The organism is Ruminococcus sp. OA3 (assembly GCF_022440845.1).
GTDB lineage: Bacteria > Bacillota > Clostridia > Lachnospirales > Lachnospiraceae > Ruminococcus_G.
The window spans coordinates 1338020-1357707 of record NZ_JAKNTO010000001.1 but is presented as its reverse complement, the minus strand read 5'-3'; the positions used below and the strand labels follow the sequence as shown (position 1 = coordinate 1357707).

Genomic DNA, 19688 nt, shown 5'->3' with positions numbered 1-19688 from the left:
GTCACACCTCCATCATTTTACGGATGCTGCTGTGATCCAGATCCATAACACGGTAGTTTGCCTTATTTTTTGTCTTATTATAAATTCCGGTCTTTGTAAATTCCTGATTGATACAATATACATCGAATTCGGCTTTCCCCTTAAGCATGAGATCAGCTTTTGAGCGGTAGGCTTTTTTATTCTGATAGGAATTCAATGAAAACTTCGTGAGATTGCATATCTTTTTGCCCTGCATATAACTCAGCATTTTCAGGTTCATGAGACTCATGCCATTAAAATACATAACATAGTCAAACTGAATATTTCCAAAATACTTTTTCAGTTCTCGCTCACACAGATCTTTCATTTTTCTGTTTATTATCCCGTTTTTCATACCAAGTCGCAGATACACCCACCGCGCAGCAAGTTCACCGTTTGTCGCATCAAGCCCTCCCGCAAGAGGCAGATAGCCAATCTCTTTTTTAAGTTCCCGCAGGACCAGGGTGTTCTTCTGTGCTGCACTTTCCTTAAAGCAGATATAGTAATCGCACTCATCAGCATCCACCTGATTGATTTCCTGGATCAGCTTACTGAAATTTATTTTGTCCGAGATATTGTCCAGATAAAGCAGAACCTTTTTCCGTTTTGCCGCAGTCTCAGGATATTCTGTCTTCACGCCGTCTTCACCAAACACCAGAGAATGACATACCTTCTCAGCCGCATCGGGAGCATCATAATGACAGAACTTCTCCTGGAAATCCGCATATCCGTTATTTGGCTTTTCGATCTCTGTGATCAGTTCTTCTGCCGTATCCGCTGTCGGCAGTCCCATTTCGTTCAAATCAATGTACATCCTGTTTTCTCCGAGATACGCATCCCGGTCATATGTAAACAGAATCATTTTTTTACCGGTAGCCCCAAAGTCAAACATCACGCCGGAATAATCCGTGACCAGTATGTCCGCTGCACTTAAAAAGTCATACGTCTCATACTCTTCCGGGAATGAACGGATGTGCCGGTACACGGAATAGTCAACAGAATCTTCCACATACGGATGCAGTTTTACGAAAAAGAGCTGGTTATCCGTCAGAAGCCTGTCTATCTGTGACAGATACTGATAAATGATCTTTACCTGTATTTCAAAATTCTTTTTACTCAGCGCACCCCGCCAGACCGGCATATAAGCAATCACCTGTTTTTCGCCCAGACCACATCCCCGCCTGATCCGCTCAGACATATCTCCCTGAAGCAGTGCACTGCTGCGCGGATGACCTGCAAGCATGACCCTTCCCGGATATACATTGCGCAGCATATAGTCATCCAGGAAAATATCTCTGGAATATTCGTTCTGGAACAGCATCAGGTCTGAGATCAAAAAGTTTCTCTGTTCATCTCCCAGTCCGAATTCTCGTCCCTGTACCTGTCTTCCCAGCATTTTTAATGGAGTTTCACCCGGAATACTGAAGTACACCTGCTCATCTCTTTTTACGAAATAACTGGGAAGGGATGCGTCCGTGACCAGATAACCGGAAACGGCAAGCGCCTCGCTGTATGCCTGTGAATTGACTTCTAAGGTCTGCACTCTGTCCAGCTGATACACTTCGGAGAGCTTTTTCCATTTTTGTCTGCTTTTCTCATTCACTGCCAGCAGGACTTGATACTCTTCAAATTCAGGTCTTTGAAAAATGCGTATCATATGAAAAATATCGCCTCCGATGTCCTCTCCATGGCCTGACTCCATGAAAATCTGCCTTTTATTTACCCCTGTTTTCAGACAGGCTTTTGTATATTCATAACCTGCAGTTCTCCGAAACACACGGAGAAATTTCAATTTCTGCACAATTACTTTCTTCCTGGATCTCGAATGCTTCAACTCCCGCAGAAAACCTGATATTTTCTTCCCGAACGATCTCGCCCTCTGCTGAATACCCTGAGGCACTATTCTGTTTAAAGTGACTGACAAAAGCAGTTTTTTTCTGCTGCAGTACAGATTCAGGCGCTTTTTAACAGCCGGAGAGCTGGAGTATTTTAAATAATGATTTTCTCTCCAGTCAGGGAAATTAAGGTCCAGAAAATCGTGCGTCTCATTAAGCAAACATTTTTTTAACTTCAGGCTTGCTTCCTTATTATAGAACAATGCCGGATAGCGATAGAAGAAATGACGGGTGCAGATGTAAGCTAATTCTTCCCGATAGCATCCATCGAACTTATGCTCCTTCATAAAGCTCATAACATTGTCAAATGCTTTGACAATGTCAAGTGTGTCCTCTGAAAATGAATTCAAAAAACCCCCTGTCGTCGTACGGCGGTAGTTATAGAGATGATCCTTCACCACTCCTATGCTTTCTGCCACGCATGCAAGCTTCAAAACATATGCAAGATCCTCAAATCGTATATTTTCCGGAAATTTTATAGAAAGAAACAATTCCCGCTTTACAAGCTTATCCCATGGAAACGGGGAAATCCAGCATAGTTCAAACGGATACTGTGAAATTGTAAAGTTCTGACTTGCCGTCATCATGAAATTTTTATTTACAGTATCCTTCCCCCCCGGGGTTTCGTATATATTGTTTCTGTTGCAGAGTACGATATCATTGCCGTCACCTGACGCTTTTTCATAGAGCACTTCACACATCTGCGGCTCCACAAAATCATCACTGTCCACGAACAGCAGATACTCTCCGTTAGCCCTGTCAGCCCCGTAATTCCTTGCATAGCTCACGCCGTGGTTTTCAATAGAATATACCCTTACTTTTGGGGAATATTTTTTTTCGTATTCTTCCAGGATCGCCGGACTGTTGTCCGGACTCCCGTCATTAACGGCAATGATTTCAATATCTTCAAGTGTCTGATTTACAAGACTGTCGAGACAGGTACGCAGATAACGTTCCACCTTGTAAACCGGCACGATCACACTAATTTTACACATATATTTCTCCTTTGTATGTCGAGTCACATGGAATCATAGCATATTCTAAAAAGCTTTTCAATCTTTTCACGCTTCCTCTTTTTGTCAGGTAAGGCAGCGGCACTGTGCAGCAAACAACCATGCCTGTACAACGACGATAAGGATACCCCTGTATATAAGCGGCCGCTCATATACAGAGAATATCCTCATTAACCATACCGCTTGCCGGCTTACTGCTGTATTTTCTGATTGATATAGTTATTCAGTTCTCCGGCATTATCCACAGTTTTGACGTCCAGTTGATAATACTTTGGCGCAAAAGTAGCTCTGATAATCTCATTTGCACAATTGTTTTCACTGCTGCCGTTAATCAAAATAAGTTCCGGAACAAGATCTCGTTCCCAGCAGAAACAAAGCATTTTGTCAATTGCCTGAATCCTCTTCTGTACTTTTCCTGTGTCTATGTCCAGATTCATGTCGTTTGACCGTTTCCAGGTAGCATTTTTATAAAATCCCAGTTTCTTAATGATTCTTGTACATACATATCCGATCGTCTGTTTCGGGTAATAAAACAGGGGATGGCTGTTTTTTTTCTTATCTGCCGTTTTCCCCAGCGCCAGAAACAAATGAGGATGAATATAACTCCAGTCTCTGGGGCTTATGGCCCACCCGAGCTCTTCAGCCTCTGAATAATCAAAGACAATGAATATCTTTCCATCTTTTTTCACATGGCTGAAATAAGTCTTCAGCATTGCAAAATCCATATGAAAAGACCGTTTATATGTCACACAGTTATAAATCTGATCACCAAATCGTGTGAAATCAATATATTTCCATGCCTTTGTTGATCCCACGACCAGTCCAGGAACATTTCTCCATCGCAGATCCTGAAAGAAACCGGGGGGCTTCTCCCTTGTCCACCATCTTACACTGAGTTTATCAGTGAGCAGAATCCCTCCGCAGATCACGATCAGCACAATGTCTGCAACAATCGCTGGTATGATTCCAGCCGTCAGGGCAAGAACCAGTGAAAGAAGTGCCAGCACCAGAACAAATGCAGCAATCACTGTAAACTTCAGGTTTTTCTTTGCAAATCCCCGAATCTTCTTATATATTTTTTTTAGCATCATCGAATCCCCTTAATATCCCGGACAGCATCTTGACTCGAGAAATATCTTAAAGTGTCTGTCCAGACCAGTAATCGCATCCCTGTCCTCTTCTGAAAGCGCAAAGGAAAAAATATCCGTATTTTCCTTCACCCTTTTCTCGCTGCTCGTCTTAACAACAGGCACCAGACCGCGTTCTATATGCCAGCGCAGTATAATCTGTGCAAGGGATACGCTGTATTTTTGGGCAAGATGATTAAGAAGTTCATTGTCTCTTATTTCCGGTATCATGCGGCACAGCGGACTGTATGCCTGAACTGTAATATGATTTTCTTTACAGTATTCAAGTACCTCGTTCTCCGTATTGAGGGGATGCACCTCATTCTGCATGACCGCAGGCGCAATATTGGCCCCTGCATTTTCCAGCCCCTTAAAATGTCTGACTGAGAAATTACAGACTCCAATATTTTTTACAATACCTTCCTCATACAGTTTCTCCATTGCAAGCCATGTTTTTGCATAATAATCCGGCTGCGGCCAGTGGATTAATATAAGGTCCCAATAGTCCAGATTTGTTTTTTCGAGGCATTTTTCCACGTAAGGGCGAATCTCCCCTTTTTTGGCTATCATCTGCCACTCATCAATCTTAGTATCCAGAAAAAAATCACTCCTGGAGAGTCCATCTCTTTGAGCGGTAAGTCTTTGCACAGCTGCTGAGAGCATCTCCTCCGTACGGTAACTCGGCGATGTGTCAAAGCCTAATACGCCGTTGTCAACAGCTGTTTCCACAACAGCATCCATATCCGCCTGTTCATTCATCTGAAAAGAACCGAACATCATCTGCGGTATTTGATTTCCATTATTTAAAGTAATTGAATCCATGAATTATCTGCCCTCAATTCTTTTTTCCGCCCGCGCCCGAAATAATATTCCCCAGGGCCGACTTCATCTTGCTTTTAATCGGCGCTGCAGTGTTCGGCTGCCTCAGTTTAAAGCAATGTTCTTTGAGGCTGTCTGCATCATACTTCTTGTCAGTGAAGACTTCCAGGAAAGCCGGTCTGTCAGCAGAAGGGTTGATAAACTCGTCCAGCACAGAATCAAGCTCATCCGTAGTTTTCGCAGAGTAGTATCTGAAATTCTTGCTCTCGACCCAGCCCTGAGCACTGGTAAAATGCTCCGCCGCAATATGCTGATTCAGCGTTGGAATCACTTTTTCACCGATAAAATAATGGAATTCCGCAGCACCGCTGTTATTGATAAGCATAATCCTGACATTTTTTCCAAGATGACGGATCTGCAGTGCATTCATATCATAGAAAAAGCTGAGGTCACCAATCACAAGAAAACAAAGCTTATCCGCAGCAATCACGGATTGTCCCACAAATGTAGACATAGAGCCGTCGATACCGAATGCACCAATGTTGCTGTACGCCGTAACACCTTCCGCAACATCACATTGCTGCATGATTCTGGTTGAGTTTAAAATTCCAAGATGCATCAGTGATCTCGCTGGTATTTTCTTTGCAAGTGCTTTGATCGCATAAGAATTACTGAACGGGAAATCAGGGAATTCTGCTTTCACCCTGGCTTCCGCCCATTTATCATAGTATTTTCTGTCGTTTGCCATCATAGCTGATGCTTCGTTCGCAAAATATGCAAAGAAGTCTGCCGAAGTACACTCAAAGATCGCAGTCAGGCTCTTAAACATATCGCACACTCTGCCGCCCTCATCGACTGACCAGTGCTCAAATTGTCCATGTTTCCCGATCAGCAGATCCTTGATCCTGGAGACAAAATTTCCTCCGACAGAGATTACGATTTCCGGCAGATATTCGTCAAACGATTTGAAAGGCATCACCTCCGCGGCACCGAATATGTTCAGGGCGCCTTCACATTCAACATTGGAAATATGCTCTGTCGCTATCACACAATTATATTTTTTTGCAAACCTGATCATATCGTCAAGTTCTTTTCTCTGTGGAGGGATATGTTCACCGCAGACAACCATGATCCTGCTTGCTTTCTTAAGCTTACCGGCCATCTCTTTCCACTTATCCATATCTCTCATATAATCAAGTCTTCTGATCACTTTTACTTCGGGAAGCTTAGGTTCTGTAAAGATACCGAGATCCTTCGGGATAGGGATATTGACCTGAACAGGTCCATCCCCATGATGTTTTACTTCCAGGAGTGCCTCGTTTATCATTCTCTGACACGCCCATGCGTCGTCATCATCTTTAACAACCGGAAGATTTACGCATTTTTTACAGAAATTGCGGAACATATCAACCTGGTTGATCATCTGATTCTCCATCTGTTCCAGCATATTCGGATTTCTGTCAGCCGTTATTACAAGAAGCGGCACTCTGAGATAAAACGCCTCTGTAATACCCGGAGTATAATTGCTTGCCGCCACGGATGACGTACAGCAGATTCCCACGATTTCATTTCCAAGCTGCTGAGAAAGCCCGATCGCAAAATACGCCGCACTGCGCTCATCCACAACAGAATAACACGTGAAAAAATCATCCTGTTCAAGGCAATGATTGATCGGAATATTTCTTCCGCCCGGTGACAGCACAACATGACGGACATTATGTGCTTTCATTAACGCGATCAGATATTGAACATTTTTTGTTTTTGTATACATATTTTCCTCCTGGTCTTTTGGAACCGTATATCTTAAGATATACGCTTTTTCATTTTATCGAATATCGTCATAACCTTCATTGCCACCTTAACCGGCAGACGATTGTTCAGCCATCTGTATCTGGCAGTTGTTTTTAACGCATTGAGAACATCCGCCGCAAGCGCATCCGGACAGACACCGTCGTTGATGGCAATGATATTGCTGATAACCTGCGCTACGAATTCCGGCGTTTTTGCTGCCGGATTTGACTTTGCCACGATCCAGAAATACGTAATACACGCCTGACGGTGGATCTCATAATAATCCCTGTTAAAATCTTTGAGAATATCCAGCATCCTCATATGGGCCTGTTGTGAGGCCAGTCTTGTGCTGCTGAAGTTTCCGGCTGTATTCATTACACTTTCATTGTTGGTATAATAATGATAATATGCCTTCCTGGCAAAAACACCTTTCTTCCAATTCTGCCCGGCATACATCAGCCATATTCCGTCTTCTGCAACTTTTATCGTTTCATCAAACAAAATCAAATTGTTTTTCTCATCCAGAAGAGATTCTCTTTTATAAATTTTATTCCATATAAAATTGCCATAACCTTTCAGGCCGCCCGCATTGCCGCATATGATAAGCATCCCCTGAAAAATATCAAACTGATTTCCAATACCGTCCAGTGCATGATCCGTCCTGCTGACTGAAGAAATGGTACCTTTGTTTTCAGTATCCACATACCAGCCAAAAAGCGCCACGTCCGCATCTTCTGAGACAAGCTTGGGTACGATTTCAGAATACGTTTCCGGTTCTATCCAGTCATCCGCATCACAGAAATGTATATACTGTCCGGAGGCAGCCTTCATACCAGCATTCCTTGCGGCACTTACCCCCCCGTTGCTTTTGTGGATCACTTTGACTCTGTCATATTTTCCGGCATATTCATCACAGATTTTTCCGGAATCATCCGGTGAACCATCATCCACCAGTATAATTTCTGTATTCTGATAAGTCTGATTCACCAAAGATTCGACACATTTTCTAATATGTTTTTCAGCATTGTAAATGGGCACAATGACGCTGACCAACGCTTCGCCCTGCTGTGTTAACTCCATATTTTGCACCATTACATATCCTTTCCCGATGGCTTATGCCAGTCTACAAGCTTTGAATCCTATTATAAACATATTGTTAATCTCGGTCAACATATTTCTACACGCCATAATCTGGGACACATTTTGTCAAACTTGACACCACACCGCCATTGTCATAAAATGAATGCACACCAAGGAGGTAATGTATGCACACATCAAAATTCAACATAGATAACGCTGTGATACTGGCCGCAGGATTTGCATCCAGGTTCGCGCCGCTGTCCCGGACAACACCCAAAGCTCTGTTAACAGTCCGGGGAGAAGTTCTGATTGAGCGTCAGATCCGGCAGCTGCAGGAAGCAGGTATCCGAGATATTTATATTGTCACCGGGTATCTAAAGAAGCAGTTTGAATATCTCCCCGGAAAATGGAATGTCACCCTGATCGAAAACAAGGAGTATCAGGAACGGAACAATCATTCTTCCGTCTGGGCAGCGCGCAGGGTACTCGCAAACACATTTATCTGCTCTTCCGACAATTACTTCCCGGACAATCCATTTTCCCGGGACAGCACCCTGCCTTATTATTCCGCCCTTTATGCCCAGGGACCTACGGACGAATACTGCCTGACAACAGATTCATCCGGAAGGATCACGGATGTGCAGATCGGCGGCAGGGATTCCTGGTATATGCTGGGGCATGTACTGTTTAACACGGAATTTTCCAATCAGTTCCTGCAGATCCTTGAGGCCGAATATGACCTTCCTGCGACAAAGAACCTGATGTGGGAAAATATTTATATGAAACATCTTGCAGAATTAACTCTATATATGAAAGAATATCCTGACAATGCAATACTGGAATTCGATACTCTGGATGAACTATGTCTTTTTGACCCTTCTTACTGTTCATACCGCGATTCACTGGAAGCATAGCTTTTGCAGGAACAAAAGAGGAAGGTTTCCCGGGTCTTCACCAGACCCGGGAAACCTTCCTCTTTATATTTACATCTCCTGATGCTGTCAGCTGTGATGTTCTCCGAGACCGCTCTCGATGGCCTCCACAAGCGACTGCAGCGCCTCCTGCTCATCCGGTCCCTCACATACGAGCTCAATTTCATCCCCGCATTTCACGCAGGCACCGAGTACGCTCAGCACACTTTTTGCATTGGCTGTGCCCTTTTTATAGGTAAATGTAACCAGCGCCTTATAACGGATCGCGAGATTGCACAACAGTCCCGCCGGTTTCAGATGAAGTCCTGACGGATTTTGAATGATTACTTTCTGACTTACCATAATTTCACCCCTGTTTCTTTATTCCAGCTTCGACACATGCACCAGCGTTTCCACAGGCTCCAGCAGCTCGCAGCCGGCCGGAAGATCTATCGTGACCGGCACATCATAATCACCGGATCCCATATCTCTCATATCCACACTCATGGACACCGCGCTTTCTGTCAATGCCCCCAGTGTAATGTCATCGGCTTTAACCCCAATCACCAGCTTATCCGTATCAAAGACGACTCTGAGATTACTGTCCAGATTCTGCACATTAATATTCTTTGTCTGCAGCGTCAGCTGTTTGCTTCCGATCGGTATAATACTCATATTGACGATCGCCGTTTTCACATTATTTGTCACTCTGAGGCCATCCGGCATATAATCCGAAAGATTCAGTTTTGTCTCAAAGTCTTTATCCTGTCCGTCAACCACGACGGCACCCGCCGGAAGGTCGATCGTATACCCGTTCTGTGCAAGATTTGCAAGTGCTTCATCCGTTCCGGCAACAGAAATCGTAGACGGGGTGATTGAAACATTGCCGATCTGATACCCCTCGGCAGGTTCTCCCATGTAGTTCACGTTCAGTTTTACTTCATCCCGGACCGACCAGAGATCCACATGCACATCCACCACCGGTTCTCCAATATCAAATTTCAGGTAACTCATCTTTGTATCTGAAATGAAATCCTGATTCTTGTCGATCACCTTAAGGCTGGATGTCACCGTCGTATCCTGGGTAATATCTGCAGCGTTCACAGTAGCGTCGACCCGGTCGATTTTTCCGATCAGGGAAGCCGGCCCGGATATCGTCACTTTCTCCGGAGAGGCCTCCGCCGTCCCCACTTCATATCCTTTTCCCTGTTTGTCATTCTCCACATTGACGCTGATGGTAAAGTCCTTGCTCTCAACATCTTCGATCTGGATCGCCATCGTCTTCGGGATGACCGTAATGTTTTCAACCGGCACCCTGTCACATGTCGCCGTGATCGGCACCATGACCGGCGTCGTATCCATGTTGACGATCTGAGTCAGATCGGCAACGGCGACGATATCTTTTAACCTGTTCTCAACCACAGAGCTGTTCCCCTTGAGGATGACAGTCGCCATCTGCTGCTCGTCATCCACCAGATATGTCTTTCCTCCGCTCTCGATGTACGCTCCATTCTGGATCGTCACAGGAACGTTATAACTTCTGACAACCACCGGGTCGTTGATATTTACTATGATCAGCCAAACGACTACCGCGATCACAACTGACACAATCTTCAGGAGCAGGTTATTTGTGAGTTTTTTCTGCATTTTTCACCCTCCCTCTCCATTTTTTCCTGCCAGTCTCATCCCCCGGATTTTTTTTCTGAAGCTTATAGAGCTGTTCTCTCAATTCATTCGGCGCTGCGCCTGTGTAAATCTTACCTCCCAGTGTATAGGAAACGTTTCCGGTCTCCTCGGATACGATGATCGTCAGCGCATCGCTGACCTCACTGATTCCGACACCGGCTCTGTGTCTCGTTCCCAGATTTTTGTTCAGTGTCAGATTGTCGGAAAGCGGCAGATAACACGTCGCGGCCACTACCCTGTTATGTCTCACAATGACAGCTCCGTCATGGAGCGGGGTATTATGTTCAAAAATATTGATCAGCAGCTGACTTGTCAGAACCGAATCCAGCGGAATTCCTGTCTTTTCATATTCCCGCAGTATCACATTATTTTCAATAACGATCAGCGCGCCCGTCTTCACTTCACCCATATCATACGCCGCGCGTATCAGTTCGTTGATCGTCGTATCACTGATCTTCCATTCCTCAACTTTCGTATTGTCAAAGCGTAGCAGTGAGTTTATCATGTTCTTTTCACCCAGCTGTTCCAGCGCCCTTCTGAGTTCCGGCTGGAAGATAATGATCAGTGCAGTGATTGCCACGACACCGAGATTTGTAAAAATCCAAATGAGAACATCCATATGAAGCAGGTAGGCAAGTATCAGAAATACGACTACCATCATCAGTCCTTTGAGCAGCGTATATGCACGGGTACTTTTTACCCACAGCATCAAATAATAAACAAACACCGTAATCAGAAGGATCTGTATAATGTCTATAACTTCTATGGACTTTGGAAGAGAAAGATTAACCCAGTACCGCTTCAGCAATTCAATATATTTTTCCACGCAGTCACTTCCTTTCCATAGTTTTTTCCAGATTCCAGTTTAGAGTTAATTTCATATCTTTCAATGGATATGAATATCTTTCAGCGACTTTTCCAACTTGTCTTCCAGATTTTCGGGGATATCATTGTCCGCCTCGATCGTTTTAACGGATCGCTCCGGCCTGGAAATCCTCATCTTGGGAATCGCTTTCACGTAATAGTAGTACTCATCGTCCTCATACTGCAGATATTCTGCCCTGGAATAATCCACATTAAATACAAAAAATTCCAGGATCAGCAGCAGGATTACGGATACTGCAGTGCCTGCGATCAGTACAGCGATCGACCCTGTCATATCCAGGAAAAATCCACCTATGATCATAAGGATCAGATACAGAACCCCGCCGCTAAAGATCGCAATCGTCCACGCATAGTCAGCCGATGCTCTCCGGATACAATAGACAACCAGTGTCACAGCAACAAATGCGATCACAGTCATCCACATTTCCTGGTTCTGCACCAGTCCGTCGAGAAGTGTTGTCAGCCTCTGCGCAAGCTCTTTTATCTCACCATCCTGAAGCAGAACCGCTTTGTCACTGACAAGACGCATAAAATAATACAATACGGCCCCGCAGGAAACCGATACACAGGATCCTGCATTTCCCGTCAGGCCATAAGCAACAGGAATTGCACACGGTATCTGAAGCTGAAACGCCAGGGGGGTCAGGACAAGTGCAAGAGCATCTCTGCGGGAAAATCTCAGATACAGGATCATCAGAAGAAGGAGCAGGATTAACGCGAACGCCGCAACTTCAATTCCGATAGCGTAACAGTGACCGACGATCAGAAAACATCCAAAGACCATAATCGCCGTTATCGGCAGAATCGCACACAAAAGAGCAAGAATCAACACTACAAAAACACTGTTCAGCTGCGGAAGAAAGCCCAGCATCATATTGATATTGATAAATACAATCAATGCAAGGCCAAATTTCAGTACAGGGTTCAGATACGCACTGCATTTTGTATAAAATGATTTTAACTTTTCTTTAAATTCTAAAAAAAACGTCATGAATGGACACCTCCCCGCGGCTCCTTCTTCTTCCCTCTCTGCTCGTCCTGTCCGTAGAGCCGGGCCAGTTCATTCAAACCGTCATAATAATTTTTCACATTTTCCCTCGCTTCTTCATACCTGCGGCGTTTTCTGATATATGTAACAACAGAATACAGGACCAGGAATAATAAATATCCGATCACAAATTCCAGAATTACCACCGACATATTTACTTTATGAAGATTATCCAGCAGGTATTCCATATTATATGCAATGATGGCCCCCCACACGAGAAAATATCCAATCGTGGTAAGTATAAAGTTCTTCAGCAGTCCAATCCCAATATAATCACTGCGGTAATACTTACTGATCCGCAGATCTTCTTTCCCTGCTCCGTCTTCGTAACGTGCAAGATTCGTCATAAGGCGAATACGATTCTGATCTAACATAAGCCTTCCTCAAAGTCATTTCAAATCTTCTAATACATCACTAATTGTAGCATAGATACTGTTCTATGAAAAGTTCTTTTTAAAAACCATGTCCGGTACAGGCGGTCATTACAAAGACTGAATTTACGCCTTTTTGCTTCAGCCCGGATGCCACTGCATCCGCAGTGCTGCCCGTCGTATAGATGTCATCCACCAGCAGAACCCGACTGTAACTGCCCGCATGGTTTTCAACCGCAAACGCCCCAGCCAGGTTTTTTCTTCGCATGTCGCGCGTCAGTTCTTTCTGTGGTTTTGTCTCATGAACCCTTTTCACCAGATCGGTGCGTACCGGGAGTTCTGTATGCTTTCCCAGATTCCGTGCCAGCACATCAGCCTGGTTGTATCCTCTCATACGCTCTTTTTTCCTGTACATCGGTACCGGGATGATGACCTGTGGTTTCCATCGGCGAATCCTTCCCTCTCCCGCTGCCGCCATAGCCCTGCCATAGAATTCCCCGTATTCTTTCCTCCCGTGGAATTTGAAGCGCATCATAGAATCCTTCACCCAGCCGCTGTAGGGAAAAACACCGTATCCTTCATCAAATATATGGCAAAACCTCCTGCAGTCGTCACAGTATTCCTCCTCTTCCCGGTCAATGAATTTTCCACAGTATCCGCAGTGAAAGCCTTCCATCACAGAAAGCTTCTCCACACAGCCGGGACAGACGTTCCCGCTCTTCAATCCGATTACCCCGTCGCATACCACACATCTGGCCGGATAGATACATCCTAGTATCCACTCACTGATTTTCATAAAGCGTCCTTTCTCCCCGGCGCCTTACTGTCCCCTCCTAAATCTTCATCTCCCGAATCCGTAGATCCAGTGACGTATATCGTTTCTGCTCCGACTCATTATGTATCATCTCACGGAACATCTGGTCACTTCCGACTACAGTTACACATTTTCTGGCCCTCGTGACTGCCGTGTAGAGAAGATTGCGGTTCAGCAGCATGCGGGGACCCGAAAGGATCGGAAGCACGACAGCCGGATATTCACTTCCCTGTGATTTGTGAATCGTGATCGCATACGCAAGTTCCAGCTCATCCAGCTGCTTGAACGCATAATCCACAAATCTGCCTTCTTCAAATTCTACGCAGAGGGTCTCCGCAAAATGATTGATCCTGCTGATGATCCCAAGATCCCCGTTGAATACACCGACACCGCTCTCTGCAACAATACCATGCTTCCCGCGGATCTCCCATTCCAGCTGATAATTATTCTTAATCTGCATAACCTTGTCACCTTCCCGAAACAGCCCCCCTCCGTATTCTTTTTCCTGTTTCTCGTCAGAAGCGGGATTCAGGTACTTCTGCAGGATACCATTCAGCCGATCAACACCAAGCAGGCCTTTTCGCATCGGAGTAAGCACCTGAATGTCCTGCGGCCTGGCGTCAACGTAACGCGGAAGTTTATCCTGAATCAGTGCGATGACCACACGGATAATGATATCAGCATCATAGCGCTTCAGGAAGAAAAAATCCTCACTGTGATTATCCAGTGAGACTTCCTCCCCCGCATTGATTCGATGGGCATTTACGACAATATCACTTTTAGATGCCTGGCGGAAGATTTTATTTAATTCTACCACGCAGAAAGTTTCTGAGCGGATCAGATCCTTCAATACACTTCCAGGTCCGACGCTGGGAAGCTGGTTCATATCACCGACAAGAACGAGACGCGTCCCGACGGTGACAGCAGACAGCAGAGCGTGCATCAGGTGGATATCCACCATGGACATTTCATCGATGATTACTACATCCGAATCAATGGGATTCTGCTCATTACGTTCGAAATGAATATTGGCTGAAGACTCCTCAACCCCTCCCGATAATTCAAGCAGCCTGTGAATCGTCTGTGCCTCGTATCCCGTAGCTTCCGTCATCCTTTTTGCAGCACGTCCCGTCGGAGCTGCCAGACAGATATCCATCTGCTCAGAAGCAAAATAACGGATGATCGCATTGATCGTCGTTGTCTTACCCGTGCCGGGACCTCCCGTCAGTATAAGCAGTCCATTTCCTGCTGCCTCCACTACCGCCTGACGCTGGCGTTCATCCAGCGAATAATCATATGCAGATTCAATTTTCTCCAGTTTTCTTCGGATGATTCCTTCATCCTCCTCACACCGGACATTCAACTCACAGAGCATTCTTGCAGCATTCAGCTCCAGATAATAGTATTGTGCGGCATATACTGCCGTATCAGCTTCCTCCTCCTGTGTTACGGGATTGTATTCTTTCGGAAGTTCCTGCAGAACAACTTTACGCTCAATCGCCAGATCCATAATATATTTTTCAATATACTGTGGCTCAATTCCCAGCAGTCCCGAAGCGCGGTACAGCAGTTGTCCCTTAGGAAGATAACAATGTCCCTCTGCTGCGGCCTGTGCAAGGATATAGAGCAGTCCGCTTCTGATTCTGAACTCTGAGTCTGTATGTATCCCTGCTTTACCGGCAATCTCATCCGCAATTTTAAATCCGATCCCCTGAATCTCCTCCGCCATACGGTATGGGTTTTCTTTGAGAACACTGTAAATCCTTTCGCCGTAATGATTATATATTTTCACACCTAAAGAAATGGAGATTCCGTACTTTGAAAGAAAGAGCATCGCACTGCGAAGCTCTGTTTTCTCTTCCAACTGTACCGCAATCTCCCGCGCCTTTTTTTCACTGATTCCCTTGATCTCTGCCAGCCGCTCAGGCTCTTCCTCCATGATGCGCATCGTGTCATCCCCAAAACGCCTGACAATGCGCGCCGCCAATGCAGTTCCAATGCCTTTTACCGCACCGGACCCCAGATACCTCTCGATAGCCGCCGCATCTTTTGGTGCGCGGATTTCGTATTCTTCAACCTTGAACTGCTGGCCGTACAGAGAATGTTCCGTATATACTCCGCTCACCGCAAGGCTTTCTCCCTCGGTAACCCCCTGGAGGATTCCTGTGCAGGTAAGCGGCGATCCGTCTGTCATCAGATTAAAAACTGTATATCCATTTTCCTCATTGCGGAAAATAATGCTTTCCACATATCCTTCTATCGTATCCTGCATAAGTCTCTAAATCTTTCCCAGCTTTTCCATCACTTCAGCAAATCTGCCCGTTCCCTCAGCAACTGCATGCGACGGGTTTTCAGCTGTCATTGTATTTATGCCGGTTGCTTCCTCAATCAGTTCTTCCAAGCCGGCAAGAAGAGAACCTCCCCCTGTCAGAATGATTCCCCGTTCCGCAATATCAGCGGCAAGCTCCGGCGGAGTAGTCTCCAGCACACCGTGAATCGCTTCCACAATTTGTGTTGTCGAATCAGTGAGAGCTTCGCGTATTTCCTCTGAAGTCAGGGCCACTGTTTTCGGAAGGCCGGTGATCACATTTCTTCCTTTTACTTCCATTGAATCTGCCTGGGTACGCGGATAAGCACTCCCAATCCTGACTTTAACTGCTTCCGCCGTCTGTTCGCCGATAAACAGATTATGTGCTTTCCGGACATACCGGATGATCGCCTCATCAAAATCATTTCCGGCTACTTTTATGGATGAGGATACCACGGTGTCACCGAGTGAGATCACCGCGATATCGGTTGTCCCGCCCCCGACATCAACAACCAGGCTTCCGTAAGGAAGTGTAATGTCTATGCCGGCCCCGATCGCAGCGGCCACCGGTTCCTCTATCAGGATGACTTCCCGTGCTCCCGCCTGGTACGTAGCCTCCTCCACTGCTTTTTTCTCAACTTCCGTCACTCCGCTTGGCACACAGATGCTGATACGAGGTTTCCTGAAAGCCCGTCTCCCCATAGCTTTCTGGATAAAATACTTCAGCATGCGTTCCGTTATCAGATAATCAGAGATCACGCCCTGCCGCAGCGGACGGATGGCCGTTATATTTCCCGGAGTCCGGCCAATCATCTGTCGGGCTTCTTCTCCGATTGCCCTCACTCTGTCTAAATCTTTATCATATGCCACTACGGACGGTTCTTTTAATACTATTCCTTTACCCTTCGCATATACCAGAATGCTGGTAGTCCCCAAATCAATTCCGATATCTACAGACGCCATACAAATCCCCTTTCTTTGGTTCCCGATACCTCGGGAACTATACATGTCATTATATACAATCGCCTCTTAAATAGAAAGCGTTTTTTAGAGATATTTTTCGACATAACGCCCGGTGTAGGACTGCGGGCAGGCCGCCACTTCCTCCGGGGTTCCTTTGGCGATCACTGTGCCGCCCCGGTCCCCGCCTTCGGGACCGATATCAATAATATAGTCTGCAGTCTTGATCACGTCCAGATTGTGTTCTATCACGACGACTGTATTTCCGCCTTCCGACAGACGTTTCAGGATATCGATCAGCTTATGGACATCTGCGAAATGAAGTCCCGTCGTCGGTTCATCCAGAATATAGATCGTCTTTCCCGTGCTCCTTCTGCTAAGCTCCGTGGCAAGCTTGATCCTCTGGGCTTCGCCGCCTGAAAGTGTCGTGGAAGGCTGTCCCAGCCGGATGTAGGAAAGCCCCACATCATACAGGGTCTGTATCTTCCTGCGTACCGAAGGCACATGTTCAAAAAATTTCAGTGCCTCTTCCACTGTCATATCCAGCACTTCGAATATATTTTTTCCTTTATATTTTACTTCCAGTGTTTCACGGTTATACCGCTGCCCCTTGCAGACTTCACACGGCACATAGACATCCGGAAGAAAATGCATCTCAATCTTCAGGATTCCGTCTCCGCTGCACGCTTCACAGCGGCCGCCCTTCACGTTAAAACTGAACCGTCCTTTTTTATATCCCTTTGCCTTCGCATCGGCCGTAGCCGCAAAAAGGTCACGGATCAGGTCAAATACACCCGTATAGGTGGCAGGATTGGACCGTGGTGTTCTTCCGATCGGCGACTGGTCAATATCGATCACCTTATCAAGTTGATCGTACCCGGTTATCGTCTTATGTTTCCCCGGTATGACTCGTGCGTGGTTCAGCTTTCGCGCCAGCTTTTTGTACAGGATCTCATTGACAAGTGAACTCTTTCCAGACCCGGACACCCCGGTCACACACGTCATCACACCCAGCGGGATATCAACATCGATATTCTTAAGATTATTCTCCGCCGCACCTTTTATGGTAAGGAAACCGGTTGGTTTTCTGCGCTCTGCGGGAACCGGTATCTTCATCCTGCCGCTTAAGTACGCTCCGGTAATGGAATCCGGATTCTTCATCAGCTCTTCTGCCGTTCCGATCCCGACCAGTTTACCGCCGTGTTCACCGGCACCCGGTCCGATATCAACAACACAGTCTGCCGCAAGCATGGTATCCTCATCATGTTCCACTACGATCAGAGTATTCCCGAGGTCCCGCAGATGGCAGAGGGTCTTCAGCAATTTGTCATTATCACGCTGGTGCAGGCCGATGCTCGGTTCGTCCAGAATATATGCGACACCGACGAGCCCGGAACCGATCTGTGTTGCCAGCCGTATTCTCTGAGCCTCTCCTCCTGAGAGGGTCCCCGTAGCACGTGCCAGGGTCAGGTAATCAAGTCCTACATCCAGAAGAAAGCCTACACGTGCGCGGATTTCTCTGAGGACTTGTGCGCCGATCATCTGCTGTGTTTCGGTCAGGTCCAGTTCTTCCATAAAACTGCTCAGTTTTTTAATTGACATATCCGTCACTTCATGAATATTTTTATCTCCAACTGTCACCGCCAGAGATGTACTTTTCAACCGCTGTCCTTTACACGAAGGACACGGTGTGATCCTCATAAAGCTCTCATATTCCGCTTTCTGTGTCTCCGAACCCGTCTCGCGGTATCTGCGCTCCACATTCCGGGTCAGTCCCTCAAAAGCAACATCATAGACGCCTTCTCCCCTCTGTCCCTTGTAATAGACTTTGACTTCTTTTCCCTTCGTACCGTTGATCAGAATATCCCGGATATGCTCCGGGTACTGTTCAAACGGAGTGTCCAGAGCAAATCCGTACTCTTTCGCCAATGCCTCCAGAATGGCGTGGGTATAGCTGTTTTTATCCGTGCAGGACTGCCAGCCCATCACGGCGATGGCCCCCTCTTCAATACTCAGCGACTGATCCGGAATCATTAAATCAACGTCAAATTCCATCTTATAGCCTAACCCCAGACATACCGGGCAGGCACCGAACGGATTATTAAATGAAAAGCTTCGGGGTTCGATCTCTTCCATGCTGATGCCGCAGTCCGGACATGAAAAGCTTTGACTGAACTGCAGTTGCTCACCGTCAATAACATCCACCACCAGAAGCCCATCCGACAAGTCCAGCACGCTTTCGAGGGAATCCGTAAGACGTTTACCGATACCTTCTTTCACCACAAGCCGGTCCACAATAATTTCTATGTTATGCTTAATATTTTTATCCAGTTTGATCTCTTCTGAGAGTTCATATAGATTTCCATCAATCATAACTCTCACATAGCCACTTTTTTTTGCCTGTTCCAGCAGCTTTTCATGGCGTCCCTTCCGCCCGCGCACAACCGGAGCCAACAGCTGAATCTTAGTGCCTGCAGGCAGCTCCATGATCTGGTCCACCATCTGGTCCACCGTCTGGCGTGCGATCACCTTGCCGCATTTTGGGCAATGGGGAATGCCGATACGTGCGTACAACAGGCGAAAATAGTCATAGATCTCCGTTACGGTCCCCACCGTAGAACGCGGATTTCTGTTTGTAGACTTCTGATCAATTGAGATCGCAGGGGAAAGTCCTTCGATACTTTCAACATTCGGTTTTTCCATCTGTCCCAGAAACTGCCGCGCATAGGAAGACAAACTTTCCATATAGCGCCGCTGACCTTCTGCATAGATTGTATCAAATGCCAGAGAACTTTTCCCCGAACCACTCAGACCCGTGAGAACCACAAATTCATTTCGCGGTATGTCCACATTCAGGTCCCTGAGGTTATTTTCCCTCGCCCCGCGTATTTTAATAAACTGTTTTTCCTGCTTCCGTGCTGCCATGCTGTGCTCCTTCTTCATTCTTATGTAAACTATATCA

At 46.1% G+C, this 19688-nt stretch carries 15 protein-coding genes; 1 reads left to right on the top strand and 14 read right to left on the bottom strand.

The annotated features are described in order from the left end of the window. Position 1 precedes the first annotated feature (1 nt). From MCG98_RS06200 to MCG98_RS06180, 5 genes are all read right to left on the bottom strand, one after another. Positions 2-2908 (bottom strand): CDP-glycerol glycerophosphotransferase family protein, encoded by a 2907-nt coding sequence (locus MCG98_RS06200; RefSeq protein ID WP_240300955.1) that lies wholly within the window; start codon positions 2906-2908, stop codon positions 2-4. Positions 2909-3117: 209 nt separating this feature from the next. Continuing rightward, positions 3118-4017 carry a hypothetical protein gene (locus tag MCG98_RS06195; RefSeq protein ID WP_240300953.1) on the bottom strand — a complete coding sequence of 300 codons (900 nt, stop codon included), beginning with the start codon at positions 4015-4017 and terminating at the stop codon, positions 3118-3120. A 9-nt stretch (positions 4018-4026) separates the two neighbouring features. After that, on the bottom strand, positions 4027-4875 hold the full coding sequence (locus tag MCG98_RS06190; RefSeq protein WP_240300952.1) for an aldo/keto reductase: 849 nt from the start codon (positions 4873-4875) through the stop codon (positions 4027-4029). Positions 4876-4888: 13 nt separating this feature from the next. Then, the gene (gene menD / locus MCG98_RS06185) at positions 4889-6643 is read right to left on the bottom strand and encodes a 2-succinyl-5-enolpyruvyl-6-hydroxy-3-cyclohexene-1-carboxylic-acid synthase (protein WP_240300950.1); all 1755 of its coding nucleotides are present in this window, start codon (positions 6641-6643) and stop codon (positions 4889-4891) included. A gap of 32 nt (positions 6644-6675) precedes the next feature. Beyond that, positions 6676-7743 carry a glycosyltransferase gene (locus MCG98_RS06180; protein ID WP_240300948.1) on the bottom strand — a complete coding sequence of 356 codons (1068 nt, stop codon included), beginning with the start codon at positions 7741-7743 and terminating at the stop codon, positions 6676-6678. 185 nt (positions 7744-7928) lie between these two features. Between MCG98_RS06180 and MCG98_RS06175 the strand changes: the two genes are divergently transcribed. Next, positions 7929-8657: an NTP transferase domain-containing protein gene (locus MCG98_RS06175; RefSeq protein WP_240300946.1), complete on the top strand. Its 729-nt coding sequence runs from the start codon at positions 7929-7931 to the stop codon at positions 8655-8657. Positions 8658-8744: 87 nt separating this feature from the next. Here MCG98_RS06175 and MCG98_RS06170 read toward each other — a convergent pair whose 3' ends face one another. From MCG98_RS06170 to uvrA, 9 genes are all read right to left on the bottom strand, one after another. Then, complete coding sequence (locus MCG98_RS06170) at positions 8745-9017, bottom strand: HPr family phosphocarrier protein (RefSeq protein WP_240300944.1); 273 nt, start codon at positions 9015-9017, stop codon at positions 8745-8747. Between the two features lie 18 nt (positions 9018-9035). Beyond that, a complete protein-coding gene (locus MCG98_RS06165; RefSeq protein ID WP_240300942.1) occupies positions 9036-10301 on the bottom strand; it encodes a CdaR family protein in 1266 nt (421 codons plus the stop codon). Continuing rightward, complete coding sequence (cdaA, locus tag MCG98_RS06160; RefSeq protein WP_240300934.1) at positions 10279-11166, bottom strand: diadenylate cyclase CdaA; 888 nt, start codon at positions 11164-11166, stop codon at positions 10279-10281. Before cdaA ends, MCG98_RS06165 begins: the two co-directional genes overlap by 23 nt. A gap of 60 nt (positions 11167-11226) precedes the next feature. Further along, positions 11227-12216 (bottom strand): hypothetical protein, encoded by a 990-nt coding sequence (locus MCG98_RS06155; protein ID WP_240300927.1) that lies wholly within the window; start codon positions 12214-12216, stop codon positions 11227-11229. Continuing rightward, positions 12213-12647: a hypothetical protein gene (locus MCG98_RS06150; protein WP_240300925.1), complete on the bottom strand. Its 435-nt coding sequence runs from the start codon at positions 12645-12647 to the stop codon at positions 12213-12215. Before MCG98_RS06150 ends, MCG98_RS06155 begins: the two co-directional genes overlap by 4 nt. A gap of 79 nt (positions 12648-12726) precedes the next feature. Further along, positions 12727-13440: a ComF family protein gene (locus MCG98_RS06145; protein WP_240300923.1), complete on the bottom strand. Its 714-nt coding sequence runs from the start codon at positions 13438-13440 to the stop codon at positions 12727-12729. A gap of 37 nt (positions 13441-13477) precedes the next feature. Then, positions 13478-15730, bottom strand: a complete 2253-nt coding sequence (locus MCG98_RS06140; RefSeq protein ID WP_240300921.1) for an ATP-dependent RecD-like DNA helicase — start codon at positions 15728-15730, stop codon at positions 13478-13480. A 6-nt stretch (positions 15731-15736) separates the two neighbouring features. Further along, a complete protein-coding gene (locus tag MCG98_RS06135; protein WP_240300919.1) occupies positions 15737-16729 on the bottom strand; it encodes a rod shape-determining protein in 993 nt (330 codons plus the stop codon). Positions 16730-16813: 84 nt separating this feature from the next. Next, the gene (gene uvrA, locus MCG98_RS06130; protein WP_240300917.1) at positions 16814-19651 is read right to left on the bottom strand and encodes an excinuclease ABC subunit UvrA; all 2838 of its coding nucleotides are present in this window, start codon (positions 19649-19651) and stop codon (positions 16814-16816) included. Positions 19652-19688: the final 37 nt, after the last annotated feature.